The sequence below is a fragment of the Streptomyces sp. NPDC001135 genome, from assembly GCF_053598395.1.
On the sequence record NZ_JBSFKD010000055.1, the window covers coordinates 21,589 to 44,182 of the forward strand.

Below are 22,594 nucleotides of genomic sequence, written 5' to 3' on the forward strand. Positions count from 1 at the left end.
CGGTTGGGTGGGAGGGCGGCGTCAGGCACGCCAGTGCGGGTCGTAACCGCTGGTGAGTTTGCGCTTGTTGTGGCGCCACTTGGGCTCGTGGTTCACCACGTCGTTGGTCAGCCCGCGCAGCCGCCGGACGACCGCGCCGTACGGCTTGACCAGCAGGGTCGACAGGGTGCCGCCGGGCGGCTCGTCCATGAACGGCATGAACGCGTCGGGGAAGCTGGGCATCGTGCAGCCGATGCAGATGCCGCCGACGTTCGGGCAGCCGCCGATCCCGGCCATCCAGCCGCGCTTGGGCACGTTGCAGTTGACGACCGGACCCCAGCAGCCCACCTTCACCTGGCACTTGGGGGAGTTGTAGTCCCTCGCGAAGTCGGCCTGCTCGTAGTACGCGGCCCGGTCGCAGCCCTCGTGCACGGTCTTCCCGAACAGCCACTGCGGACGCAGCATGTGGTCCAGCGGCGGCGGGGGAGCGGCACCGGCCGCGTGCTGGAGCACCCAGACGAGGGTCTCCATGAAGTTCTCCGGCTGGATGGGGCAGCCGGGCACGTTGACGACCGGCAGCCCCGAGCGTGCCTTGAACTCCCAGCCCAGGTAGTCGGCGAGGCCCATGCAGCCGGTCGGATTGCCCGCCATCGCGTGGATCCCGCCGAAGGTGGCGCACGTCCCGGCGGCCACCACCGCCCAGGCCTTGGGGGCGAGCTGGTCGATCCACCAGTTCAGGGTCTGGGGCTCACCGGTGTCCGGATCGTTGCCGAACGACGTCCAGTAGCCCTCCCCCTCGATGATGTTCTGGTTGGGGACCGAACCCTCGATCACGAGGATGAACGGCTCCAGTTCGCCGCGGGCCGCCGCCCGGTACGGGGCCAGGAAGTCCTCGCCGCCCAGGCTGGGCGAGAGGACCTTGTTGACGAGGTTCACCTTCGGCAGGCCCGGGATGAGGCCGAGCACCACGTCCTCGATGGACGGCTGGCCCGCGGCGGTCAGCGACACCGTGTCGCCGTCGCAGCTCATGCCCTCCGAGATCCAGAGGATGGTGATCTCGTCGAAGCCCTCCCGCGCCTCTGCCCGGCTGGGCTCGCCGCCAACTTCGGTGGTACCGCTCTGTGTGGTCATGTCTGCAACCTCCGTCGCAGCCGGTCTCGGAGTGGGTCGTGGGTTGTCGCGTGGCAGGCGCGGTGGCGCCGTTCGGGCATGTGCCGGTCGTGGGCCGGTGTCTCAGGGGCGCCCACCGGACCGTCGTTCCTCCGGCCGGTCGGCCGGCCCTGGTGGCCGCGGGGACCGCGGCCCGGGTGAGCCCGCCGGGCCCGAGGGCTCCAGCACGCCCGAGTGGCCGATCGGTTCCAGTTCGTCGGGCCGGAAGTAGTGGAAACGGCCGTACCAGCCGTGCAGTTCGGCGGCCGGGTCGTCGTCGACCGTGACCGCCAGTTGGACACTGCCGTCCACGTCGTGGAAGACCGCGGCGACCCGCGCCGTCCGCCCGTCCAGGAACATGTCCTGCGCGTCGGCGCCCCGGCCGCGCGGGCGCAGCCGCACCCGGCTGCCGCCGCCGACGGACACCCCGTCGACGAGCACCGTGTCGGTCGCCGGGGACAGCCCGTCGTCGCCGCCCTCCTGCCACCAGGCGGGCCGTTCGGCGGGCGGCGGCACCGGCGTCAGGGAGCGGATCGCGCCGTGCAGGCGCTCGAAGACCTCCCGGGGCATGGTGTCGACCCGGTCGAGGATCCGTGCGGCGCGCGGATCGGTGGCCCGTGCCTCGGCCTTCTCCTCGTCGGTCAGCAGCATGGTCCGCAGCGTGAGGATCTCGTCGATCTCCGCGGCGTCGTGCAGATCGCCGGGACTCTCCGGCGCCACCTGGGGATGGTCGGGGAGGATGATCGGGGCGGAGAGCACGACGCCGGCGGTTCCCGGCCGCGCGGGAGGGCCGCCGAGAACCGGAAACGTGAAGGCGTTGCGGCACTGCCGCGCCTGCTCCGCGAGGTCCTCGGGCGGATCGATCAGGGACACGAACTCCACACCGTCCCCGCCCAGGAGGGTGTGCGTGGCGATCATCGCCTGCCCCAGTGCCTCATGGCGAGGGGCCCGGAGATCCGGTGCCTCGCCGGTGTTCTCGGTGCGTACGCGCAGCCGGTACAGCTCCGGCGCGAGCGGTTCGGCCACCACCGTCGTCGCGGCCCGCACCTCCCGGCGCCGCCGTACCGTCCGCCCCGCACCGCCCGGCAGCGGCTCGGACTGCGCGCCGCCGGGCGCGCCCACCAGGGCGGTACGACCGCCGCGCAGCAGCTCCGCGAGCGGCAGCACCAGCTCCGATTCGTGCGGTACGGCCTCCTCGAACGACAGATGCGCGGCGCCGTCGGCCGTCCGCAACGACTCCACCGGGCGGTGCCGTCCGTCCGCGCCGGCCTCCTCGACGCGTTTGTCCTGCATCTGCAGATACCGCACCCGGATCCGGACGACCGCGTCGGCACTCGGTGCCCGCAACAGGCACTCGGTCTGCTGGTACCACGAGTCCGCGGAGCCGGAGATCCCCGGCGCGACCGGCCCGTCCCGCTCCACCCAGGTGCGCGGCAGCAGCACCCCGAACTGCCAGCGGACCCGGTTCTTCGGCGAGGACCGGCGGTAGGGGTAGAGCAGGTACCCCTCGTACAGCACGGCGTCGGCGACGGCCCCGACCTGCTCGAAGGCACCGCACGACACGCCGCCGTCCTCGCCGTCCACCAGGGCGGCGAGCGCCGCGCCGTCCTCGCCGGTTCCGACCGACATGCCGCCTCCTCATCACGGGTCCGTTCGCCCATGCCTTCCACCACGGTCACACCCGTCACCGCCGCTCGCCCCTCCGGCGCACTGCCGTTGCGCCGAGCAGGGGACAGCGGCACGCTCCGGAGGGTTTCGCGCGCCGCGGCGGCTCCCGATGCCTCGCACGCCGCCCGGAGCCGCCTTCCCCGCCGCCCCGCGCGCCGGGAGCATGGGCCGGGTCGGCCCACGCGACCGAGGGAGAGGAACCCGACATGTTCGACGCCCTGAAGAACCTCAAGGACAAGGCCGAGGACATCGCCGAGGCACACGGTGACAAGATCGCCGAAGGTCTGGAGAAGGCCGGCGACCTCATCGACGACAAGACCGGCGGCAAGCACAGCGACACCATCGACACCGCCGTCGACAAGGCGCAGGACCTCGTCGAGAAGCTGGGCGAGAACGGCGCCGAGCACTGATCGCCGGGCCCGGGCCGGCCGTCCGGGCCGTCCCTCAGGCAGGTCGTGCGAGATCCAGGCAGCAGCGGACGAAGTCCCGTACGACCGGATCGCGGTCGTCGGACGGCGCCCAGGCCACGCCCACCCGCGTCGGGCTCACTCCCGTGACCGGGATGTAGACCACGCCGGGGCGGGAGTAGAACCGCGCCGCGGACTCGGGGGCGAGGGCGATGCCGTACCCGTTGGCGATGGCGCTCAGCCAGTCGTCGGGCTGTTCGGTGACCGCGCCGACGCGTACCGGGCGGCCCTCGCGCTCGTCGGCGGCCAGCCAGTGGTCGCGCCACGCGCCGGTCTCCTCGGGCGCGGCGACGAACGGCTCGTCCCACAGCTCGCGGAAGGCGATCCCGGCGCGCCCGGCGAGCGGATGCCCGCTCGGCAGCGCCACCCACCGTGCCTCGCTGAACAGCACCTCGACCCGCAGCGCGGCCTGACCCGGGAAGGGCAGGCGCAGCAGTGCCGCGTCCACCTCGCCGTCGGCCAGCCCCGCACTCGGGTTCGACCAGGCCGCCTGCCGCAGTTCGGCACGCCACCCGGGGCACCGCCGGGCGAACTCCGCGACGATCTCCCGGGTCGCCTCGTTGGCCGCGCTCGCGAGGAACCCCACCCGCAGGACCCGCGCGGCCCGCCGGCCGGTGGCCTTGGTGGCGTGCAGGGCGTCGTCCCAGGCGGCGAGCACTCCCGGGGCCCGGCGGGCGAGTTCCCGGCCGGCGTCCGTGAGCGCCATGCCGGTGCGTGAGCGGTCGAAGAGCCGTACCCCGAGCCGGGTCTCCAGCTGCCGGATCTGCTTGGTCAGGGCGGGCTGGGACACGAACACACGCTCGGCGGCGCGGGTGAGGCTGCCGTCCTCGGCGACGGCGAGGAAGGACCGCAGCAGCCGGGTGTCGACATCCATTCCGACAGGTTATAGGCGCTGGTATTGGACGTCACGCCGACCTTCCGAGGAGGGTGGAGACACCCCCTGGGACCAGTTCGGGCGCGCCCGCCGGGCCGCCCTCCTCTCGGAAGGTCTGCTGTCGTGGAACTCGCCTATGTGACCGTCACCTGCGCCGCCGTCCTGGCCAACGCCGGCATCGCGGCGGCCGACCTCGCGAAGGCGCCGTTCGTGCGCGCCAACTCCGCCGAGGTCGGGGTGGCCCCCGTCTGGCTTCCCTCGCTGGCCCTGCTGAAGGCCGCCGGAGCGGCCGGGCTGCTCCTGGGGCTGCTGGGCGTACGCCCCCTGGGGATCGCGGCTGGCGCAGGCCTGGTGCTGTTCTACCTCGGGGCGATGACCGCCCATGTGCGCGCGCGGGTGTTCCACAACATCGCGTTCCCGGGCTTCTTCCTCGCGCTGGCGGCCGGCGCCCTCGCCCTGGCGGCGACGCGCTGACCAGCGCGGGACGCGGTTCACCTGACCCGGGCACCTCTCACGGCAGGCGCTCCAGGGCGACCAGGGCCGCGTCGTCGTCGAGGTCGCCGTGCACGTGGTGCAGGAGCTCGCGGCGCAGGGCGGCCACCATCACTTCCAGTGGCCGGTCGGCGTGCGCCCGCACACGGGCGGCCAGGTCGTGGAAGCGGCCCCGGCGGTCGCGGCCCTCGATGAACCCGTCGGTGTACAGCACCAGGCGGTCGCCCGGCACGAACGGCACGGTCCGGGCGGCCGGTTCCGCCTCCAGCAGATCGCCCAGGCCGAGCGGCGCGCCGGGCCGGTCGGGCTCGTACGGTCTCACCGCGCCCGCGTGGACGACGTACGGCTCGGGGTGACCGCAGTGCACGATGCGGGCCACGTGCTCGTCGGGCGGGAACTCCACCAGGAGAGCCGTCGCGAACCGTTCCGTGAACAGCGCGCCCGTGTCACCTCCGCCGGGGCCGTCCGTGTCCGACGCGCCGTCCAGCGCGGCGATGTGCCGGCGGGCCCGTTCGTCCAGTTGCTCCGCCACCCGGGTCAACGACGGTTCACCGTAGGCCAGTTCCCGGAACGCCCCGAGCAGGGTCGCCGAGGCGCCGACGGCCTCCAGCCCCTTGCCCCGTACGTCGCCGATCACGATCCGCGTGCCGTACGGAGTGTGTAGCGCCTCGTAGAAGTCGCCGCCGATCCGCGCCTCCGACTCGGCCGGCAGATACACACCGCTCAGGGTGAGCGAGTCGAGCCGGTGGGGGAGGGGGTGCATCAGGGCGCGCTGCGCGGTCTCGGCGACGGAACGGATCTGACGGAGCTGCCGTTCCCGGCGCTGCCGCAGGGAGCACGCCGTCAGCGAGGCGAGTCCGACCACGAACAGGCTGCCGAGGGTGACGTCGGAGTCCGGGTGTCCGCAGCTGCCGGCGTCCCACTGGAGCAGCCCGGTGATCACGAGCACGGCGCACGCGAGCACCGCCGTCACACGCCAGGGAAGCAGGGCGGCGGCCAGCACCGGGACGGCGGCCATCACCGGGGAGACGTGCAGCCAGTCCGGGGTGACCAGGTCGGTGAGCGCGACGACCACCATGAGCAGGACGGGGGCCGGGGCCAGGAGCGCGCGGGAGCCGGGGCGGCGGCACCAGCGCGCCGGAGACCGTCGCGCGGGTCTGCGGCGCGCGGGTGCGGCCGCCTGCTCGGTGGTCGGGTCCTGGAGGTCGGTGGTGGGAGAGGTCATCGTCGCGGTGAGGGCCGTAGCGGGTCGAGGAGCCGGTGGGCTCGTGCGGGAGGGGCGGGCGCGGGCGCCGACAGACAGGTCAGGGCCGACTCCAGGGGGTGCAGGAGACGCTGGTCCGCGGCTGCCGTGTCCGGGGGTTCACAGCCGGGGGCGCCGAGCCGGGCGAGTGCCTGGCGGGCGGCGGGCAGGGCGGGGTGCGGCCGGCCGCCGCGGCAGGAGTAGGCGCACAGGGCGGTCGTCCGCAGCAGGCGGGCGTACGGCTGTGCGAACGCGGAGGCGGGGCGGCTGTCCTCGGGCGCGCCGGGGTGGGCGTCGAGCAGCCGGCCCGTCGCGGTCACCTGCCCGGCGACGTCGGTCAGTGTGCGCAGGACCCGGTGGTCCAGGTGCCAGCGGCGGCGCCGGGCGGTCGGCCGGACGTTCCAGCGCAGGCTTTCGTGCGCCTCGTCCACGGCGGTCCGCGCCCGGTTCAGTGCCGTGCCGAGGTCGTCCTCCCAGGCCGCCCCGAGTCTGTTGCGCGGCCGCTCGTGCCGTACGACCGCGTCGGCCAGGCCGTCCAGGTGCCGGGCGATCAGCAGCCGCAGATCCTCCAGCGCCCGTTCGGCGGACCGCACGCGCACGGCGGGGAACAGCAGCACGCTGCACGCCAGCCCGAAGCCGATGCCGAGCACGATCTCCGCCAGGTGGGCTCCCAGTTCACCGGGGTGGCGTCCTCGGACCAGGGCGAAGGTGATGAGGGCGGTCGTCGGGACGTGCAGGCCGTGGTGACCGAGGAAGCCGTGCCGGGCCAGCAGCACGGAGGTGAAGACCACGAGGGCCAGGCCCGCCATGCCCGGCTCGGCGTACAGGGCGCCGGGTACGGCGACCAGGACACCGAGCAGGCATCCGGCGGCGTAGCGGGCGGCGGCGGAGACCGTGGCCACGACCGTCGTCTCGACGATGAGCAGCGCGGCGACGGCGCCCGCGTAAGGGTCGGAGAGGTGCAGCAGCATCGCGCAGGTCTGCCAGGTCAGACCGGCCGCCACCGTGGCGCGCGCGGCCTCGGCGCCGCCGGCCTGTCCGATCCGTGCCATGAGAGTGGGCAACCGTGCGCGCATGCCTCGTGCCTCCCCTTCCCGTGTCCGGTCCGACAAGGCCGCCCAGGATAATCGGACAAATAGGGCATGAGGCAAATAAGGAACATGTAAGGATGGTCGTGGCCCGCCTTGTGCATGGCCCGTTCAAGTCTCAACAACCGGGCCTGTGTTCGCGTGCGCTCACCTCCGCCGGGAGGCGGGCTGCCGCCCCGGGTACGTCGCCGAAGGCGAAGCCCGCGGCACGGCCGTAGCCCGCGGCCGCCAAGGGCCGCTCACCAGCGTGCCCGTCCCGGAGCCGTGCAGGCCGGCGGGGGTGTGGACGGTCTGCGTGCGGATGCACGGGCAGGGCCCGGGTGGCGTCGATGAGCTCGGTGAGCAGCGGAAAGCGCGGCCCGTGCGCGCGGGCGCCCAGCGGGCCGTTCGCTGCTTCGCCGTCCGCCGGCGCGGGCTCCGCCCGGTGAGCGGCCCCCCGGTGACCGCGGCGCCCTCGCCGCCGACATCGCTCAGCTCCCACGTCTCGGCGACCGGACCCGCCCGGCAGACCCGTGCGCGGCCCAGTCGCTCGGCCAGGTCCCAGCCGCTCGGCCAGGGCCCGCCCGCCGAAGACGTGCTGCTCGACCGGAGCGGTGGGACCCGGCGGATACCGGGTCACCGGCTCCGGCCTCTCAGCCGGCCGGGTTGTCGACGCGTATGCGCACCTGCTCCTCCAGGCGCCTGAGGCTGCCGTCGAGCGCGTCGTACACCGCCTGCTCGCCGGGGTCGTGACCGTCGTCGAAGAACGACAGGTGCACCGTCACCTCGCTGGCCCCGCTGCCGATCCCGGCCACCTGCAGCCATCCGGCGTAGCTGCCCTGTTCCCGGGTGCCCCACTCCAGCCGCATCTGGTCGGGCTCGGCTCGCAGCAGCGCGGGCATGTCCTCGCCGGAGGTGTCCTCGTGCACGGTCACGGCGGGCGGGTCCTCGGCGTCCACGTGCAGGGCGTCCGGGAGCCACGCGTCGAGCTGGCCGAGGTTGGCCGCCTGGTCGAAGACCTGCTCGGGCTGTGCGGGCATCGTGCGGGACCGTTCGTACTCGCCCATGGTGTCACCGCCCCTCCAGTCGGAAGTCGTACCCCCACCGCGTGCCCTTTCCGGCGCGACCGAAAAGCCCGGCACGGCCGTCCCCGCGGCCCGAGCCGCCTGCGCCTCCAACTTGTCTGGTCAAGTTTGGCCGTGGTTCTTCCACTCGACAGCGGCGTCCCGTACTTATGTCCCGTTCGTTGCGCACAGTCAGGCCGTGCGGACATCACCCCTCACGGCATCCTCACCCACAGGACGAGGTACCACGTATGCGACTGCGCTGGAGATCCCTCGGCGGGCTCCTGGCCCTCCTCGGCGCTCTGGTCGTCACCGCTCCCGCCCCCGCCCGGGCGGCCGGGAGCAGCGGCAACCTGGTCGTCAACGGCGATGCGGAGAGCGGCGGTTACTGCACCCAGGACTGGGCGGCGGCCACCACGGTCCCGGGCTGGACCACCCAGGCCGGCGGACCCGACGTCATGTGTCACAGCGTCGCCTCCTTCGGGCTGCCGAGCGACGGCGGGACACCGGGCAAGGCGTTCTTCGGACCCGGCAACTTCGGCGACGGTTCCATGAGCCAGACCGTCGACGTCTCCTCGGCCGCCGCCGCCATCGACGGCGGCGGTGTGCACTACGACCTGTCCGGCTGGCTCGGCGGCTGGACCACCCACAGCGGATACGCCGCCGTGAGCCTGCACTTCCACGACGCCGGTGGCCGCCCGGTCGGCGCCACCGCCAAGCTGCCCACCGTGTCCGCGAGCGACCGGGGCCTGGCCACCAAGTTCCTCTCGCGCAGCACCACCGGCGCGGTTCCGGCCGGCACCCGGTCCATCCAGGTCGAGGTGCAGTTCCTGTCGACGAGCAGCGAGACCGGCTACCTCGACAACCTCTCCCTCACCCTGGACACCCCGGTCACCGCGCCGGCCCCGCTCGCGCCGCCCGTCTCCAAGGTCCCCGGCTACGATCACGTGTTCATGGTCATGATGGAGAACACGGACTACTCCGAGGTCATGAACGACCCGGCGGACACGCCGTACATGCACAGCCTCATGACCCAGGGCGCCACGCTCACCGACTTCCACGGCGTCTACCACCCCAGCGACGAGAACTACCTCGCCGTCGCCGGCGGCGACACCTACGCCAAGGGCGCCACCTACTTCCCCGACATCAACTCCCCGCAGCGCAACCTCGGCGACACCATCGAGGCGGCCGGCAAGACCTGGAAGGCCTACGAGCAGGGCATGGGGACCCCCTGCAACACCAAGAACAACAACGACAGTTACTACGAGCCCGACGACGCGCCGTTCATCAACTACACCGACATCAGCGGTGACGCCACGCGCTGCGCGGCCCACCTGTTCGACACCACCCAGCTGACCACCGACCTGAAGTCCGCCGCCACCACACCCGCCTTCTCCTGGATCGCCGCCGACGACTACTACGACGGCGAGGCCTCCGGCAACGGCAACGCCACCAGCCTGAAGACCCAGGACGGCTGGCTGAAGCAGACCCTCGCCCCGGTCCTCGCCTCCCCGGCCTGGACCCAGCAGCGCTCGCTCCTCGTGCTCACCTGGGACGAGAGCGCGAACGAGGGCTACAACCACATCGTCACCACCCTGGTCGGCTCCCAGGGCACCGTCCCGGCCGGCACCAGCAGCCCGCTGCACTACGACCACTACGGCATCGGCCGCACCATCGAGGCCGCCCTCGGGCTGCCCGGCCTCACGGCCAACGACACCTACGCCACACCGCTCAACGCAGCGTTCGCACCGTCCGGCGCGAACACACCGACCCTCACCGGCGACCTGAACGCGGTCGCGGGCGGCGGCAACGTCACCTTCCGCTACTCGGTTCCGTCGGCGGCCCAGGTGAGCGCCAAGAACTGGATCGGTATCTACCCGGCGGGCGCCACACCGGGCAAGCAGTCCTCGCTCACCTGGTCCTACGCCCCGAACGCCAGCGGTGCCCTGACCTTCCCGACCGGCAAACTGAGCGGAGCGGGCACGTACGACGTGTACTACCTCGCCAACGACGGCTACTCGGTCCTGGCCGGACCGTTCTCCCTGACCGTCGGCTGACCGGCCACGACGGAAGCGGGCCCACGCGCAGCCCCGCGACGGAGCGGCCCACGGGGTGAGCCTCACCCCGGCACGGCCGCTCCCCACCGGCTGTCGCCACGCGGCGAGCGCGCGGGCCCGGTGGCCGTACGCGAAGGCCTCGCCGAGCGGTCCACCCCGTCCGACGGCCGCACCGGCGAGGGTGCCGCAGGCGTGTCGCGGGAACCGGCAAGGGGTTCGGACCACCGGGATCGGCCCCCTGTGAGGGGCCGGTCCCGGCCGGTCCCGGCCCCGGTCCCGGCCCCGTCAGTCGTCGGCGCCGGCCCGTGGCCGGGGTGGCCTCACGTCCGCCGTGTCCGCGGCGAGCCCGGCACGATGGGCGAACAGGGCGGCCTGCACCCGGTTCTCGAGGCCCAGCCGGGTCAGGATGCGGTTGACCCGGCTCTTGACGGTCGCCTCGCTGAGCCCGAGGTCCGCGGCGATCCGGGCGTTGGACAGTCCCCGCGCGACCAGCACGAGGACCTGGGTCTCGCGCTCGGTGAGCATGCCGGCCTCCGGTGCCGGTGCTGGGGCGAGGAGGGCGGGCGGCAGCGCGGTGACGGTGTCGATCAGTCGCCGGGTGACGCTCGGGGCGAGCACGGACTCGCCGTCGGCCGCGGCACGGAGCGCCTCGGCCAGCTGGTCGGGCCGGCTGTTCTTCAGCAGGAAGCCGACCGCCCCGGCGCGCAGCGCGGCGTGGACGTACTCGTCCAGGTCGAAGGTGGTCAGCACCAGCACCCGCGGCACCGGCCCCGGGCCGGACCAGTCCTGGACGATCCGCCGGGTCGCCTCGACGCCGGTCGTACCCGGCATCCGTACGTCCATCAGCACCACGTCCGGCCGCAGTGCCTCGGCCCGGGCGACGGCCTGGTCGCCGTCGGCCGCCTCCCCGACCACCGACAGGCCCTCCCGGCGGTCGATGACGAGACGCAGCGCGGTCCGCACGATCTCCTGGTCGTCCACGACGAGCACGCGCACGGTCATCCGTCCCCCCGAGCCGATTCCGGTCCCTGCGCGGTCAGGACGGCGTGCAGCCGCCAGCCGCCGTCCGGGCCCGGCCCGGCGTGCAGTTCGCCGTCGAAGGCCGCCACCCGCTCCCGCATCCCGACGAGCCCCCGTCCGGCTCCGGGCACCGGCCGGTGGCCCGGGGCCGGAGCGTCGTTGTCCACCTCGATCGTCAGGCGCGCCGCGTCGCCGCGTACGGCGATCCGCACGCCGACCGGACCGGCGTGCTTGACCGCGTTGGTCAGTGCCTCCTGGACGACGCGGTAGGCCGAGACCTGCATCCCGGCCGGCAGCGCGTTCCCGACGGGTGTCTCGGCGACGCAGGTGACCCGGCAGCCCGCGGAGGTCGCGACACCGACGAGCAGGTCGAGGTGGTCCAGGGACGGCTCGGGTACGAGGTCGCGTTCGTCGAAGGACAGCAGCCCGAGCAGCCGCCGCATCTCGGTGAGCGCCGTGTCCGCGGTCCGCGCGATGAGGGCGACACCGTGCGCGGCCTCGCCCGGATCGGGCGGACGGGAGGTCAGCACGCCCTCGGCGGCGCGTGCCTGGAGGGCGATCGCGCTGACGTGGTGGGCGACGACATCGTGCAGGTCGCGGGCGATGCGGGCCCGCTCGGTGAGCACGGCCTGCCGGGCGTTGAGCTCCCGTTCGGCCGCGAGCCGCCGGTTGAGCGCGCGCAGGCGTCGTGCGTCGGTGTCGATCCTGCGCCGTCCGTACCCCAGCAGCCAGGCCAGGGCGAAGAAGAACACGAACGTCGTGACGCTGATGGGCTCCAGGGAGCCGGGACGGGGCGGCTGCCAGTGTCCGGTCAGGGCATCCGTGACGGCGGCGGTGACGAGGACGGACAGGGTGAGCGGCACGCTCGCCGTGGCCGGTGCGTGCCGCGCCACGGCGTAGACGCCGATCATCACGAGGAACGGCCCGGGGATCTTCCCGGGGATCGGGCCGAGCGCCTGGAACAGGACGTACAGCACGGTCATCGCGAGGAGGGTGGTCCGTGGGCGTGTCCGCCGCCACAGCAGCGGCACGGTCTGCGCGCCCCACAGCGCCACCCCCCACCCAGGGGGGCGCGGTGTCCGGTCCAGCACCGTGCACATGTCGAGCACGGTGAGGCCGCCGGCCCACAGCGCGTCCGTCAGACGCGGCCGGTCGGCGAGCCGGCGCTGCGCGGCTCGGGGCAGGGTGTTCACCTGGGTGGTCATCTCGGTCCGTCAGGCTAGACGAGACGGAGTGCGGGCCGGATCCACCGTGGGGCGCGCATCGAAAGATGCGTCAGCGCGCCGAGGATCGGCGCCCGGACCGACGCGCGGCCGGGGCGGCCCGCCCTAGCGTCCCGACCATGACGAACACAGCCGCACCGGCACCGTCCCACCCGACGGACCCCAGGCTAGAGCCGCCCTCGCCTCCGGCCCGCACCCCCCGGCACACCTGGCCCCTCCTGCTGCTCGGCACCGCGGCGATGCTCTTCGCGGTCGGCGGCCGGTGGGACATCGCGGCCGCCGCCTGGATCTTCCCCGTCCTGCTCCTGCGCTTCACGCGGCTGAGCCGCGCCTGGTCCGGAGCGCTGTGGATCTGGCTGGCGCACCTCGGGGCCGTCGTCTTCTGGGTCCAGGAGTCGGCGATCGGCTTCAACGCCGTGGTGCTCGCCGGGGCCCTCGCCCTGGCCGCCCTGCAGACGCTGCCCTTCCTGGCCGACAGACTGCTGGCGGCCAGGCTGCGACCGGCGCCGGCCGCCCTGGTCTTCCCGGCCGCTGTCGCCGCCGCCGAGTTCCTGATCAGCCTGCTGTCCCCGTTCGGCATGGCCTACGGCTCCCTGGCCGTCACCCAGCACGCGGAGCTGCCCCTCCTCCAGGTCGTCTCGGTCACCGGCCCCTGGGGCGTCGGCTTTCTCATCGGTTGGGTCGCGAGCACGGTCAACCGCGTCTGGGACCGTGGGGGCCGTCCCTTCTGGCGCGGCGGCCTCGTCTGCACCGCCGTCCTGCTGAGTGTCCTGCTGGCCGGCGGCGCCCGGCTCGCCTTCTTCCCGTCCCAGGGCCCGACCGTACGGATCGCCGGGGTCAGCCCGTCCCGCACCGTGACCGAACGGCTGCAGGCCACCCTCGCCCGGTTCGCCGACGGCCGCGGTGGCGTCGCCGCGGCCCCCGCTGCGGCGGTGCGGCCGGCGATGACCGCGGTCGAGAACGACCTGCTGGCCGCGACCCGGCGCGAGGCCGCCGCGGGCGCGAAGATCGTGATCTGGCCCGAGGAAGCCGTCAGGACCCAGGAGTCGCAGGAGCCGGCCGCCATCGCCGCCGCTCGGGCCGAAGCCCGCCGCTCGCGCATCTACCTGGAGATCGGGGTGCGCGTCCACAGCACCACCGGCCCCGCCTACGGCCGCAACGAAGCGCTCCTCATCGACCCGCACGGCACGGTCCTCTGGACCTACCAGAAGGCCCACCCCATCTCCGGTTCGGAGCGGTACGCGCCCGGCGACGGCAAGGTGCCGGTCGTCCGCACCCCGTACGGCCGGCTCGCCAACGTCATCTGCCACGACGCCAACTTCCCGGACCTGATGCGTACCCGGGCCGACATCATGCTCGTGCCCTCGCACGACTGGAAGGAGTACGGCCGCGCCCACACCGACAAGACGGCCCTGGCCGCCGTCGAGGGCGGCTACTCGCTGATCCGCCAGGACGCGGAGGGCGTCTCGGCCGCCTACGACGACGAGGGCCACGTCCTCGCCACCACCGACTACTTCACGACCGGCCGCCAGACCACGGTCGCCTACGTGCCCGTGCGAGGCGTCACCACGGTCTACGACCGCGTCGGCGACACCTTCGCCTGGCTCTGTCTGGCCGCCCTGGCGGCGCTCACCGGAACCGCCCTCGTCCGCCCGCGCCGCCCGGTGGACCGGTGAGGACGGGGCGGGCTCACGCGACGGCCCGGCGGGCCGTCCGCTCCACCAGGGAGATCCCGTCACTCATCGAGGCACTGCCGTTCGACAGGACCGCGACGAGACAGCGGTGCCCCTTCACGGTGACCTGGCCGACGCTGTTGACGTCCCACAGCCCTGTGGTGTTCCGCTGCAGCCAGCCGTTCTTCAGTGCCCGGGGGAAGCCGGAGCCGCCGGCCGCGGAGACCCCCCAGGCCTGTTCGGGGGCGACGTGACCCATGAGGGTACGGATGTACGCCTGGGACTGCGTGGTCAGCCCGCCGGAACCGGACTTGGCCGGCGTACCGCCGTCGAACACGGCCCTGAGCAGCCGTATCTGGTCGCTCGCGGTCGTCCGTGTCAGCCCCCACTTGGCGCCGGGCCCGCCCGTGGTCGCGGTCAGCCCCAGCCGCTTGTTGGCGGCGGCCAGCCCGGGGGCCTGGCCGATCTGCCGCCAGAGCGCGTTGGCTGCGGTGTTGTCGCTGCGCTCGATCATCGGCTCGGCGCGTCCGCGTTCGTCGGCGGTGAGTCGCCGTCCCGCGTCCTGGGCCCGCAGGAGCAGTGCCGCGAGGATGTCGACCTTGACGATGCTGGCGGTGTCGTACGCGCTGTCCTGCCCGTGCACCACCGGGGTGCGGCCGGTGCCGTCCAGGTCGAGCACCGCGGCCGTGGCGTGCGGGGACGCGACCGGAGCGGAGGCGGCCGCGGCCGGTGCCGGGTGCAGGGCGCCGGCCGAGAGGAGGGCCCCGGCCGAGGCCAGGAGAACGCCGGTCCGTGCGCGTGCGGAGGTGGGGGAGGGGCGAGACGGCATGGCCCCGAACGTAAACAAAACGTGCACCGGGCGAAGTGGCAGCCGTCACCTTCCCACCCGTTGGCGGCGAATTGTGAGAAGCGCCACCGACGCCGCCCGCGCCACCGACGCCACCAATGGGACGCATTGCCGCGCACGAGCCGGTCATGCGGCGGCGTGTACGCGCGGCCGGACCGCGTCTCTCGCTTATCGTCGGCCAGACACCGACATCCGGAGTGATAATGGAAAAATCGGATGAATTGGTTGATGTGGTCGACGGCGTGGCGGTCGTCCCCGTCGGCTCGCCGCCCGTACGCCGCATCCGGCCGTGGCCACGCGGCGCCGTCCTCACGATCACGGCCGGCGCCGCGGCCGTGCTCCTCCTCGCCGGCACCCAATGGCTGAACCAGCCCGCCGTCCAGGCCTGGCGCACCGTCTGCCTGGCCATCACCGTCCAGGCCCTGCCCTTCCTCCTGCTCGGCACCGCCCTGTCCGGTGCCATCAACGCGTTCGTGCCGGCCGGCCTGTTCACCAAGGTCCTGCCGAAGCGGCCCGCTCTCGCCGTGCCGGTCGCCGGCGTCGCGGGCGCGGTGCTGCCGGGATGCGAATGTGCCTCCGTACCCGTCGCCCACAGCCTGATCCGGCGCGGTGTCACCCCGGCCGCCGCCTTCGCCTTCCTGCTCTCCGCGCCCGCTGTCAACCCCGTCGTGCTGACCGCCACCGCCGTCGCCTTCCCGGGCCACCCCGCGATGGTCGCCGCCCGGCTGTTCGCCTCCCTCGCCGCCGCGGCCGTGATGGGCTGGCTGTGGCTCTGGCTGGGCAAGGAGGAGTGGCTGCGGCCGGTCCTGCGGCACCGGCACACCGGCCACGAGCACGGCCGCAGCCGGTGGAACGAGTTCCGGCTCGGATTCCAGTACGACTTCCTGCACGCCGGCGGCTTCCTCGTCCTCGGTGCCATGGCCGCCGCCACCTTCAACGTCGCCGTGCCGCGTTCCGTCCTCGACGCCTTCTCCGGCTCGCCCTGGCTCTCGGTGCTCTTCCTGGCCGGGCTCGCCGTGCTGCTGGCGGTCTGCTCGGAGGCCGACGCGTTCGTCGCCGCCTCCCTCACCGGGTTCTCCCCGACCGCGCGGCTCGCGTTCATGGTGGTCGGCCCCATGGTCGACCTGAAGCTGATCGCCCTTCAGGCGGGCACCTTCGGGCGGGCCTTCGCCTGGCGGTTCTCGACGGCCACCACCGTCGTGGCGGTCGCCTCGAGCGCCCTGATCGGAGGCGCGCTGCTGTGAAACGCCCCGTCCAGTCCCTGCTCCTGACGCTGACCGGCACCGGCCTGCTGCACACCGCCCTCTTCACCGACATCTACCTGCGCTACGTCAAGGCCGGTCTGCGCCCGCTGCTGATCGTCTCCGGTGCCGTCCTCCTCCTGCTCGGCCTGGCCGCGGCGGCCGTACGGGACCAACCCCGGCACCCCGCCCACGACGGCCACGAGCACGGCCACGACCACGCCGGCACCCCGCGCATCGCCTGGCTGCTCTTCCTCCCGGCGGTCAGCCTGCTGTTCTACGCGCCGCCCGCCCTGGGCGCCTACACCGCGGCCCGCTCCAGCACCAAGCCCGTCGCGGTGCAGAAGGGGTTCGCCGCGCTGCCCGCGACCTCACCGCTGCCCCTGACCCTCACCGACTTCACCAAACGCGTCCAACAGGACCGCAGCCGCGCGATCCGGAGCCGGACCGTCCAGCTCACGGGCTTCGTCACCCCCGCCGAGGACGACGACGGCTTCTACCTGACCCGCATCATCTTCACCTGCTGCGCGGCGGACTCGCAGACCGTCAAGGTCCGCGTGTACGGCACCGATGCGCCGCCCGCGAACACCTGGCTGGCGGTGACCGGCACCTGGCACCCCCGGGGCACCCTCGGCACGAGGACCGCGCAGCCGGCCCTCGACGTCAGGGACACCCGCCCCATCGCCCAGCCGGTGAACGCCTTCACCGACGACCTGCCGCTCACGCCGTCCTAGCCGTCGTACCGGAACGCCCCCGGCGGCCGGGAGGCCGGAGGGTGTTCAGTGCCCGGGGCCCCGCGCCGAGCAGGCTGTGGCCGCCGCGTCGGTGAGCAGCACGCCCGTGACCAGGCAGGGGCGGATGCGCACGGCGTGGTCCACGCCCTCCTGCGGCGACCAGGGGGCGAGTCGCGTCCGGATCCGGGCCAGGTCCGCCGGGTCCGTGACGAGCCGGGCGTAGCCCGTGACCACCACGCTCCAGCCGAGGTGGGTGTCCGGGTCGAGCGCGTCGGCCTCGTAGGCGACCACCACGCCCTGGCCGCCGCCCTGCCCCGGGTGCGCGGTCAGCGCCGCACCCTCGTGGGTACGGATGACGATGTCGCCGTCGTCCAGGACGTGGTTGACCGGGCGGACGGTGGGCAGCGCCTGCCGGGTGAAGACGACCCTCCCCAGGGAGACACTGCCCAGCAGCCGCAGCGCCTCGACCGGGTCCAGGTCGACGCGCTGGTGCGCCGGGGCGTCGTTACGGATCATGGCTGGCTTCTTCGGGGTGCGTGACCGTCTCCTCGGGACGGAGCGGCACCGCGGGGGTCGGTGCCGCTCCTGAACCAACTGTCCGCCGGCCCCCGCCCGTCCGCCCAGTGCCCTTCGGTCCCCGGCCGCGGGGCCGGACGTCCCGGCCCCGCAGGCCGGGAGGGGTCCCGGCGCGAGGCCGATGTGCCCCGCTACGGCACTCACACCGCCTGCTGACCGATTGAGGTGCACGATGGTGTCGTGGCACTTCGCGAACGGCCCCGGGAGACCTCCCCGGAACCGCCCACCACCGCCCGGCGTGATCGCGCGCGGCGTCGCGGACGCGGAGTGCGCGGCGAGGCCGCCGGTGCGCGAGAAGGAGGCGGTGGCGATGAACCGGACACCTCCCACGACGGTCGCCCGGGTACGGCTGTGGCGCTGGCGACGCAATCCGCTCAGGCGCCACAGCGACGTCGTGGAGGCCTGGATAGTCCTTGTGACCTGGGTGGTCGCCGTGCTCGGCGGAGCCGTAGCCGGTCTCGCGGCGGCACAGACCGCCGACTCGGCGTTCTCCGCCCGGCAGGCCCAGGTGCACGCCGTGCCCGCCGTGCTCGTCGACGCCGGGGCGAGGACCCCGACCTCCGGGAGCGGCTACGACGACGGGCGGGTGTGGACCGCCGTGCGTTGGACGGACGAGCACGGCAGGGTCCACACCGACCAGGCGAAGGTCCGGCCCGGCGCCCCCGCCGGATCCCAGGTGACCGTGTGGATCAACCGCGCCGGCCGCGTGGTCTCCGCGCCCGTCACCGGCGCCGCGGCGGACCTGCAGGCGGCCCTCACCGGCGCCCTCGTCGCCCCGTCGGCCGGTGCGGTGGTCTGGGCCGGGGGCTGGCTGGTCCGCGGCCGGCTGATCCGGCGGCGCATGGCCGAGTGGGACGAGGAGTGGAAGCAGATCGGGCCGCGGTGGGGGAACCTCAGCGGCGGACGAGGCTGAGCGGCGGACCACCGGGCTGTGCGAGCTTCGGTGGCCACGGCACCGGTGACAGGCCGTCCGGGGAACGGCGGCGGGCAGGGGCACACGGCCAGGACCAGCGGTGGGCCGAGGCGTCGGCCAGGAGCGGAGGAATGCCCGGACGGAACGGCAGGGCGGGAAGGGCCACCCGCTTCTCGCGGATCCGGATTGCGCGGTGCACGGCTCCCAGCCGCTTCCCCGCGTCTGTTCTCGGTCCTTCCCGCCGTTACCAGCACACCACGGATTCCGCCGCCTCACCAGGCCCGGGTAGCCACCGGCCGGCGACTCCGTGCCCAGCGAGCCCGGCCGCTGCCCTCCCGCGGGCAGCCTCAGCCGGCCACGGCCGCGCTCACACTGGGGTAGCAGTCGACGAGGTCGGTGAGGCCGACGATCTCCAGGGTGCGCAGGACGGCCGTGCGCACGCCGGCGAGCCGCAGCCAGCCGGCCGGGCCGTGGGCCTGGTGGGCGGCGACAAGGACGTTGATGCCGCTGGAGTCCATGAACGCGACGCCCGTGAAGTCCGCGACGGTGTGAGCCGTCGTCGCGTGGGCCTCGGGCGTCAGCGCCTGACGGAGCAGACCGGAGGTGTGGTAGTCGATCTCGCCGGACACGGTGACGACCGTGACGCCGTCCACGGTGGCACGGCCGATGGTCAGCCGGTCGTGTGCCGCCGGCCCGTTGGTGTCTGCGGTGTCCACCACGCGTTCCTCGTCCTCGTTCGACGATCCCTGACCTGAGGTTGCCCCACTGTGACGGCTGCCCGGGATCCGGCCGGGGATGCGTGTGCTCCCCCGAACCTCGCGGTCTCGCCACGACCGCTCACACCTTGTCCAGTACGACGAGGAACACCAGCAGTACGGTGGCGCCGGCGGTCGTACCGTGGGCGACCACGGCCGTGAGCGGGAAATGCCGCTCGGCCGTGGCGCCCCCGTGCGAGTGGCGTCCGGGACTGGGCAGCCAGCGCACCAGCATCATGAAGCCGAACGCGGCCACGATCAGCACGACCGCGCAGGCGGCCCACGCCGAACCGCGCACCCCGCCCACCACATAGGCGGTCCAGGCGGCGAGTCCGGCCACGGCGAGGGCCACATGGCCGAGCACGAGCCACAGCGGCAGTCGTGTCACACCGGGCGTGCGCTGCCGCAGTCCACCGTGCCGGACCCACACCGTTGCGAGGTACCCGCCGAGAGCGGCGGTGAGCAGCCACGCGCACAGAACGAAGACACCCATACGGTCCCGCTCCCCCTGTCCTGGTACGGACGGCCCCTGTGACGGCGTCAGGGCTATGTGGCCCAGCACACCGCACAGAGCGGGAGGAGTCCGGACATTCATCCGCCGATTCATCCGTAGGGATGAAAAGTGCCGCGGCTGAGCCCACGACTGGTCGCCGGGGTGCATGGGCAAGTCGCAACAGCGGCTCCCCGGCACACCGTTGGCCGATGGGGGGATCACCACACCGGACCAGGGCGTGGTCGCACCGTTGGGCAGCGGGCGGCCGGCGGAACGGGCCGGCGGGGGCGGCGAGTCGGACGGGTGCCGGTGGTGCTGCGGGACCGGGAGCCCCCCGCAGGGTCACGGGGGCGCGCCGCAGGATCCGGCGGTGATGCCCGGGTCGACCGCCGGCAGCAGCGCCAGGAGGCCGGGCCGCACGGCGCCGTCACCGCGCAGGTGTTGCTCGGCCGACCGTGTGATCGGCCGGACCGGCAACGCGGCGAGACCGTCCCCTGCCGCACGACTCGTTACTTCTACAGTACTGTAGATTCAAGTCGGATCAGTCGCGGGAGTTTCCGAAGAGGATGCGGTAGCCGATGAGCAGCACCAGGGAGCCGCCGATCGCCGCACCCCAGGTGTAGAGGTCGAAGAAGTGCTTCTCCACCGGGCGGTCGAGGAAACGGGCGGAGAGCCAGCCGCCGACGAAGGCGCCCGCGACGCCGATGACGGTGGTGCCGATCAGGCCGCCCGGGTCACGGCCGGGCAGCAGCACCTTGGCGATGGCTCCGGCGAGCAGGCCCAGGATGATCCAGCCGATGATGCCCACGGTGTTGTCCTCCAGTCGGGTCGGGATCCGCGTGGAGTGCGCGGACGCCGACACGTGAATTGCTTGTTTGCGCAAGCCTAGGGGGCTGGTGAGATGACCGGGCGGGCGGAGTGGGCAGTTGGTGATGGTCCGTCGAGGTTCTGCTACATGATTAATACATTGCGCAATCGAGGAACTGAGAGGGGCTCAGGAGCGTTGATCGTGAGGGATGCGGGACGTGTGAGCGGCTGGGGAGGACGTGGATGAGTGTGTCCCTGACCAAGGGCGGCAATGTGTCGCTCGGCAAGCAGGCACCCGGGCTGACCGCTGTGACGGTCGGCCTGGGATGGCAGGCGGACACCGGGTACGAACTGGACGCCAGCGCCCTGCTGTGCGACGCGTCCGGCAGGGTGCTGTCCGACGAGCACTTCGTCTTCTTCAACAACCTGACCAGTCCCGACGGTTCGGTCCGCCACGGCGGCGGTGGCAGCCCGGCCGACGGTGACGACCAGCGGATCCAGGTCGACCTGACCAGGGTCACGGACCGGGTCGAGAAGATCGTCTTCCTGGTGTCCCTCTACGAGGGCGCGAGCCGGGGCCAGGCTTTCGGGCAGGTCCGCCGGGCGCACATCCGCGTCCTCGACCGGGACGGCGGCACCGAACTGGCCCGCTACGACCTGGCGTCGGGCGGCCTGTCGGCCGAGACCGCGCTGGTCTTCGGCGAGTTGTACCGGCACGGTGCGGACTGGAAGTTCCGTGCGGTCGGCCAGGGCTACGCCTCGGGGCTCGCCGGCATCGCCACCGACTACGGCGTCACCGTGCTGCGGGACACGCCCTCGCATCCGGCGCCGAGTCCCGCACCGGGCCCGTCCCCGGCCACCCCACCGCAGACGGGGGCCGCCGCGCAGGTGCCGCCCGCCCCACTGAATCCACCGGTCGCCGCCCCGTCGGCCCCGGTTTGCATCCCAGCCCCGCAACCCACCGGGAGTTCCACCATGACCTGCTTCTTCGACCCCCAGCACGGCCCCGGCGCCCTGACCGTGACCTGGTCGCCGCAGTGGGGCGTGCCCCGGCCCGTCCAGGCCTGCGGCGCCTGCGCGCAGCGCGTCCAGACCACGGCACCGCCGTTCTACACCCCGCCCCAGCAGGGTTATCCCCAGCAGGGGTACCAACAGGGCTATCCCCAGCAGGGGTACGCACAGCCGTACGCGGACCATGACCACGACCACCAGCAGGGTGGCGGCCGGCGCTTCGGCGCGGGCGCGCTCATCGGAGCCGGTGCGGCGGGCCTGATCGGTGGCGCGCTGCTCAACGAGGCGTTCGACGACGACGAGCCGGAGGTCGTGGTCAACAACTACTACGAGGACTGACCGGCGGCGCCCGCTCCTGGACCCCCGCCGCCTACACTGGGTGGGCGCGTGTGCGTCGGCTGTGACGAGGGCGGGGGGGCGGGAGAGGACCGTGACGGAGAACGCCGCTGGTTTCCAGGACCCGCCCGCCGAGGTGCTGGCGGAGGCCGCCGCGGCGTTCGGCCTGCTCGCCTCGCCCGCCCGGCTGCATCTGATGTGGGCCCTGTCGCAGCGGGAGAGCGATGTCACCCGTCTCGCGGACCGGGTGGGCGGTGCGCTGCCCGCGGTCAGCCAGCACCTGGCGAAGCTGAAGCTCGCCGGACTCGTCCGCTCCCGCCGGGAGGGCCGGCGGCAGGTCTACTACATCGACGATCCAGACGTCGTCACCCTGGTCCGCGTGATGGTCGGACAGCTGACCGCCCGCTCCCGGCACGCCTCCCTGCCCGTCCAGGGCCTGCGCGGGATCGGCCGCTGACGGCATCGGCGTTCTCACTCACATCCGGGTCCTTTCTTATACAAGGCGCGTAGACTCCCGCTCCCGTACCGTCCCGGGTCCGTATGACGTCACATGAGATGCCTCACCTGTAAATCGTGTGTGGATCTGTGCTGCTCGGGCCACGGGTTTGTTAGATTGCGCAACTACGCAAGCAAGGTGGAGCCGCGTGCTCCGCCCGCCCGTACATCGCCGTGCGGGCCGGGCCGTACACCCCACGGCCCGGCCTGACGGGCCCGACCGTGCAGGGGAGTGGAAGATGAGCGACCCGTGGGACGGGCCCGCCGGCCAGGCCACCCGCAGCCGTAGCGCGCGGGTGCCCGGACAGCGAGCGGCCGAGCCCGACGGGCTGATCTCCGCGACGAGTGTCAACCGCTCGGCGAGACTCTCCAGCGCGCTCGTATGAGCCGCTCGTTCCGCCTGTTCCACC

The 22,594-nt window shown here is 73.3% G+C and carries 23 protein-coding genes; 10 read left to right on the forward strand and 13 right to left on the reverse strand.

Annotated elements, in window-relative coordinates; genetic code table 11:
• Nucleotides 1-21: 21 nt before the first annotated feature.
• Nucleotides 22-1,110: an NADH-quinone oxidoreductase subunit B family protein gene (locus ACWC94_RS40155; protein WP_450802476.1), complete on the reverse strand. Its 1,089-nt coding sequence runs from the start codon at nucleotides 1,108-1,110 to the stop codon at nucleotides 22-24.
• A gap of 102 nt (nucleotides 1,111-1,212) precedes the next feature.
• Complete coding sequence (locus tag ACWC94_RS40160; protein ID WP_450802478.1) at nucleotides 1,213-2,757, reverse strand: hypothetical protein; 1,545 nt, start codon at nucleotides 2,755-2,757, stop codon at nucleotides 1,213-1,215.
• Nucleotides 2,758-3,002: 245 nt separating this feature from the next.
• Here ACWC94_RS40160 and ACWC94_RS40165 point away from each other — a divergent pair, with 245 nt between their 5' ends.
• Nucleotides 3,003-3,206, forward strand: a complete 204-nt coding sequence (locus ACWC94_RS40165; RefSeq protein WP_450802479.1) for an antitoxin — start codon at nucleotides 3,003-3,005, stop codon at nucleotides 3,204-3,206.
• A 34-nt stretch (nucleotides 3,207-3,240) separates the two neighbouring features.
• Here the strand turns inward: ACWC94_RS40165 and ACWC94_RS40170 are convergent, their stop codons facing one another.
• Entirely contained in the window at nucleotides 3,241-4,137 is an 897-nt protein-coding gene (locus ACWC94_RS40170) for a LysR family transcriptional regulator (RefSeq protein WP_450802481.1), read from the reverse strand.
• A 123-nt stretch (nucleotides 4,138-4,260) separates the two neighbouring features.
• On the opposite strand from ACWC94_RS40170, the gene ACWC94_RS40175 reads away from it, so the two are divergent.
• A complete protein-coding gene (locus ACWC94_RS40175) occupies nucleotides 4,261-4,611 on the forward strand; it encodes a DoxX family protein (RefSeq protein WP_450802482.1) in 351 nt (116 codons plus the stop codon).
• A 37-nt stretch (nucleotides 4,612-4,648) separates the two neighbouring features.
• Here ACWC94_RS40175 and ACWC94_RS40180 read toward each other — a convergent pair whose 3' ends face one another.
• From ACWC94_RS40180 to ACWC94_RS40190, 3 genes are all read right to left on the reverse strand, one after another.
• Entirely contained in the window at nucleotides 4,649-5,854 is a 1,206-nt protein-coding gene (locus ACWC94_RS40180) for a PP2C family protein-serine/threonine phosphatase (RefSeq protein WP_450802483.1), read from the reverse strand.
• Nucleotides 5,851-6,948: an FUSC family protein gene (locus tag ACWC94_RS40185; protein ID WP_450802484.1), complete on the reverse strand. Its 1,098-nt coding sequence runs from the start codon at nucleotides 6,946-6,948 to the stop codon at nucleotides 5,851-5,853. Before ACWC94_RS40185 ends, ACWC94_RS40180 begins: the two co-directional genes overlap by 4 nt.
• Nucleotides 6,949-7,592: 644 nt before the next feature.
• The gene (locus ACWC94_RS40190; RefSeq protein ID WP_450802485.1) at nucleotides 7,593-8,006 is read right to left on the reverse strand and encodes an SRPBCC family protein; all 414 of its coding nucleotides are present in this window, start codon (nucleotides 8,004-8,006) and stop codon (nucleotides 7,593-7,595) included.
• Nucleotides 8,007-8,254: 248 nt separating this feature from the next.
• Between ACWC94_RS40190 and ACWC94_RS40195 the strand changes: the two genes are divergently transcribed.
• Nucleotides 8,255-10,060 (forward strand): alkaline phosphatase family protein, encoded by a 1,806-nt coding sequence (locus ACWC94_RS40195; protein ID WP_450802486.1) that lies wholly within the window; start codon nucleotides 8,255-8,257, stop codon nucleotides 10,058-10,060.
• Between the two features lie 285 nt (nucleotides 10,061-10,345).
• Here ACWC94_RS40195 and ACWC94_RS40200 read toward each other — a convergent pair whose 3' ends face one another.
• Entirely contained in the window at nucleotides 10,346-11,062 is a 717-nt protein-coding gene (locus tag ACWC94_RS40200) for a response regulator (protein ID WP_450802487.1), read from the reverse strand.
• Nucleotides 11,059-12,285, reverse strand: coding sequence for a sensor histidine kinase (locus ACWC94_RS40205; RefSeq protein ID WP_450802488.1), 1,227 nt, complete (start codon nucleotides 12,283-12,285; stop codon nucleotides 11,059-11,061). Before ACWC94_RS40205 ends, ACWC94_RS40200 begins: the two co-directional genes overlap by 4 nt.
• 137 nt (nucleotides 12,286-12,422) lie before the next feature.
• Here ACWC94_RS40205 and ACWC94_RS40210 point away from each other — a divergent pair, with 137 nt between their 5' ends.
• Nucleotides 12,423-13,979 (forward strand): nitrilase-related carbon-nitrogen hydrolase, encoded by a 1,557-nt coding sequence (locus tag ACWC94_RS40210; protein WP_450802490.1) that lies wholly within the window; start codon nucleotides 12,423-12,425, stop codon nucleotides 13,977-13,979.
• Nucleotides 13,980-13,992: 13 nt separating this feature from the next.
• On the opposite strand, the gene ACWC94_RS40215 is transcribed toward ACWC94_RS40210, so the two are convergent.
• Nucleotides 13,993-14,805, reverse strand: a complete 813-nt coding sequence (locus ACWC94_RS40215; protein ID WP_450802491.1) for a serine hydrolase — start codon at nucleotides 14,803-14,805, stop codon at nucleotides 13,993-13,995.
• 221 nt (nucleotides 14,806-15,026) lie between these two features.
• Here ACWC94_RS40215 and ACWC94_RS40220 point away from each other — a divergent pair, with 221 nt between their 5' ends.
• Complete coding sequence (locus tag ACWC94_RS40220; protein WP_450802492.1) at nucleotides 15,027-16,067, forward strand: permease; 1,041 nt, start codon at nucleotides 15,027-15,029, stop codon at nucleotides 16,065-16,067.
• On the forward strand, nucleotides 16,064-16,798 hold the full coding sequence (locus tag ACWC94_RS40225; RefSeq protein ID WP_450802493.1) for a TIGR03943 family putative permease subunit: 735 nt from the start codon (nucleotides 16,064-16,066) through the stop codon (nucleotides 16,796-16,798). Before ACWC94_RS40220 ends, ACWC94_RS40225 begins: the two co-directional genes overlap by 4 nt.
• A gap of 45 nt (nucleotides 16,799-16,843) precedes the next feature.
• On the opposite strand, the gene ACWC94_RS40230 is transcribed toward ACWC94_RS40225, so the two are convergent.
• Nucleotides 16,844-17,314: a pyridoxamine 5'-phosphate oxidase family protein gene (locus ACWC94_RS40230; RefSeq protein ID WP_450802495.1), complete on the reverse strand. Its 471-nt coding sequence runs from the start codon at nucleotides 17,312-17,314 to the stop codon at nucleotides 16,844-16,846.
• Nucleotides 17,315-17,684: 370 nt separating this feature from the next.
• On the opposite strand from ACWC94_RS40230, the gene ACWC94_RS40235 reads away from it, so the two are divergent.
• Nucleotides 17,685-18,287, forward strand: coding sequence for an Rv1733c family protein (locus tag ACWC94_RS40235; RefSeq protein ID WP_450802497.1), 603 nt, complete (start codon nucleotides 17,685-17,687; stop codon nucleotides 18,285-18,287).
• A gap of 347 nt (nucleotides 18,288-18,634) precedes the next feature.
• Here ACWC94_RS40235 and ACWC94_RS40240 read toward each other — a convergent pair whose 3' ends face one another.
• From ACWC94_RS40240 to ACWC94_RS40250, 3 genes are all read right to left on the reverse strand, one after another.
• Complete coding sequence (locus tag ACWC94_RS40240) at nucleotides 18,635-19,003, reverse strand: STAS domain-containing protein (RefSeq protein WP_450802498.1); 369 nt, start codon at nucleotides 19,001-19,003, stop codon at nucleotides 18,635-18,637.
• A gap of 121 nt (nucleotides 19,004-19,124) precedes the next feature.
• The gene (locus ACWC94_RS40245; RefSeq protein WP_450802500.1) at nucleotides 19,125-19,535 is read right to left on the reverse strand and encodes a hypothetical protein; all 411 of its coding nucleotides are present in this window, start codon (nucleotides 19,533-19,535) and stop codon (nucleotides 19,125-19,127) included.
• Nucleotides 19,536-20,076: 541 nt separating this feature from the next.
• Nucleotides 20,077-20,343 carry a GlsB/YeaQ/YmgE family stress response membrane protein gene (locus ACWC94_RS40250; RefSeq protein ID WP_450802506.1) on the reverse strand — a complete coding sequence of 89 codons (267 nt, stop codon included), beginning with the start codon at nucleotides 20,341-20,343 and terminating at the stop codon, nucleotides 20,077-20,079.
• 242 nt (nucleotides 20,344-20,585) lie between these two features.
• Here ACWC94_RS40250 and ACWC94_RS40255 point away from each other — a divergent pair, with 242 nt between their 5' ends.
• From ACWC94_RS40255 to ACWC94_RS40265, 3 genes are all read left to right on the forward strand, one after another.
• Nucleotides 20,586-21,692 (forward strand): TerD family protein, encoded by a 1,107-nt coding sequence (locus ACWC94_RS40255; protein WP_450802502.1) that lies wholly within the window; start codon nucleotides 20,586-20,588, stop codon nucleotides 21,690-21,692.
• Between the two features lie 91 nt (nucleotides 21,693-21,783).
• Nucleotides 21,784-22,146: an ArsR/SmtB family transcription factor gene (locus ACWC94_RS40260; protein WP_450802503.1), complete on the forward strand. Its 363-nt coding sequence runs from the start codon at nucleotides 21,784-21,786 to the stop codon at nucleotides 22,144-22,146.
• A gap of 277 nt (nucleotides 22,147-22,423) precedes the next feature.
• Nucleotides 22,424-22,570: a hypothetical protein gene (locus ACWC94_RS40265; RefSeq protein ID WP_450802505.1), complete on the forward strand. Its 147-nt coding sequence runs from the start codon at nucleotides 22,424-22,426 to the stop codon at nucleotides 22,568-22,570.
• Nucleotides 22,571-22,594: the final 24 nt, after the last annotated feature.

Bases quoted from the DNA above. Each gene is read 5' to 3' on its own strand.
- ACWC94_RS40155 (WP_450802476.1), bottom strand. From the start codon at position 1,110: ATGACCACACAGAGCGGTACCACCGAAGTTGGCGGCGAGCCCAGCCGG.
- ACWC94_RS40160 (WP_450802478.1), bottom strand. From the start codon at position 2,757: ATGTCGGTCGGAACCGGCGAGGACGGCGCGGCGCTCGCCGCCCTGGTG.
- ACWC94_RS40165 (WP_450802479.1), top strand. From the start codon at position 3,003: ATGTTCGACGCCCTGAAGAACCTCAAGGACAAGGCCGAGGACATCGCC.
- ACWC94_RS40170 (WP_450802481.1), bottom strand. From the start codon at position 4,137: ATGGATGTCGACACCCGGCTGCTGCGGTCCTTCCTCGCCGTCGCCGAG.
- ACWC94_RS40180 (WP_450802483.1), bottom strand. From the start codon at position 5,854: ATGACCTCTCCCACCACCGACCTCCAGGACCCGACCACCGAGCAGGCG.
- ACWC94_RS40185 (WP_450802484.1), bottom strand. From the start codon at position 6,948: ATGCGCGCACGGTTGCCCACTCTCATGGCACGGATCGGACAGGCCGGC.
- ACWC94_RS40190 (WP_450802485.1), bottom strand. From the start codon at position 8,006: ATGGGCGAGTACGAACGGTCCCGCACGATGCCCGCACAGCCCGAGCAG.
- ACWC94_RS40195 (WP_450802486.1), top strand. From the start codon at position 8,255: ATGCGACTGCGCTGGAGATCCCTCGGCGGGCTCCTGGCCCTCCTCGGC.
- ACWC94_RS40200 (WP_450802487.1), bottom strand. From the start codon at position 11,062: ATGACCGTGCGCGTGCTCGTCGTGGACGACCAGGAGATCGTGCGGACC.
- ACWC94_RS40205 (WP_450802488.1), bottom strand. From the start codon at position 12,285: ATGACCACCCAGGTGAACACCCTGCCCCGAGCCGCGCAGCGCCGGCTC.
- ACWC94_RS40210 (WP_450802490.1), top strand. From the start codon at position 12,423: ATGACGAACACAGCCGCACCGGCACCGTCCCACCCGACGGACCCCAGG.
- ACWC94_RS40215 (WP_450802491.1), bottom strand. From the start codon at position 14,805: ATGCCGTCTCGCCCCTCCCCCACCTCCGCACGCGCACGGACCGGCGTT.
- ACWC94_RS40220 (WP_450802492.1), top strand. From the start codon at position 15,027: ATGGAAAAATCGGATGAATTGGTTGATGTGGTCGACGGCGTGGCGGTC.
- ACWC94_RS40230 (WP_450802495.1), bottom strand. From the start codon at position 17,314: ATGATCCGTAACGACGCCCCGGCGCACCAGCGCGTCGACCTGGACCCG.
- ACWC94_RS40235 (WP_450802497.1), top strand. From the start codon at position 17,685: ATGAACCGGACACCTCCCACGACGGTCGCCCGGGTACGGCTGTGGCGC.
- ACWC94_RS40245 (WP_450802500.1), bottom strand. From the start codon at position 19,535: ATGGGTGTCTTCGTTCTGTGCGCGTGGCTGCTCACCGCCGCTCTCGGC.
- ACWC94_RS40255 (WP_450802502.1), top strand. From the start codon at position 20,586: ATGAGTGTGTCCCTGACCAAGGGCGGCAATGTGTCGCTCGGCAAGCAG.
- ACWC94_RS40265 (WP_450802505.1), top strand. From the start codon at position 22,424: ATGAGCGACCCGTGGGACGGGCCCGCCGGCCAGGCCACCCGCAGCCGT.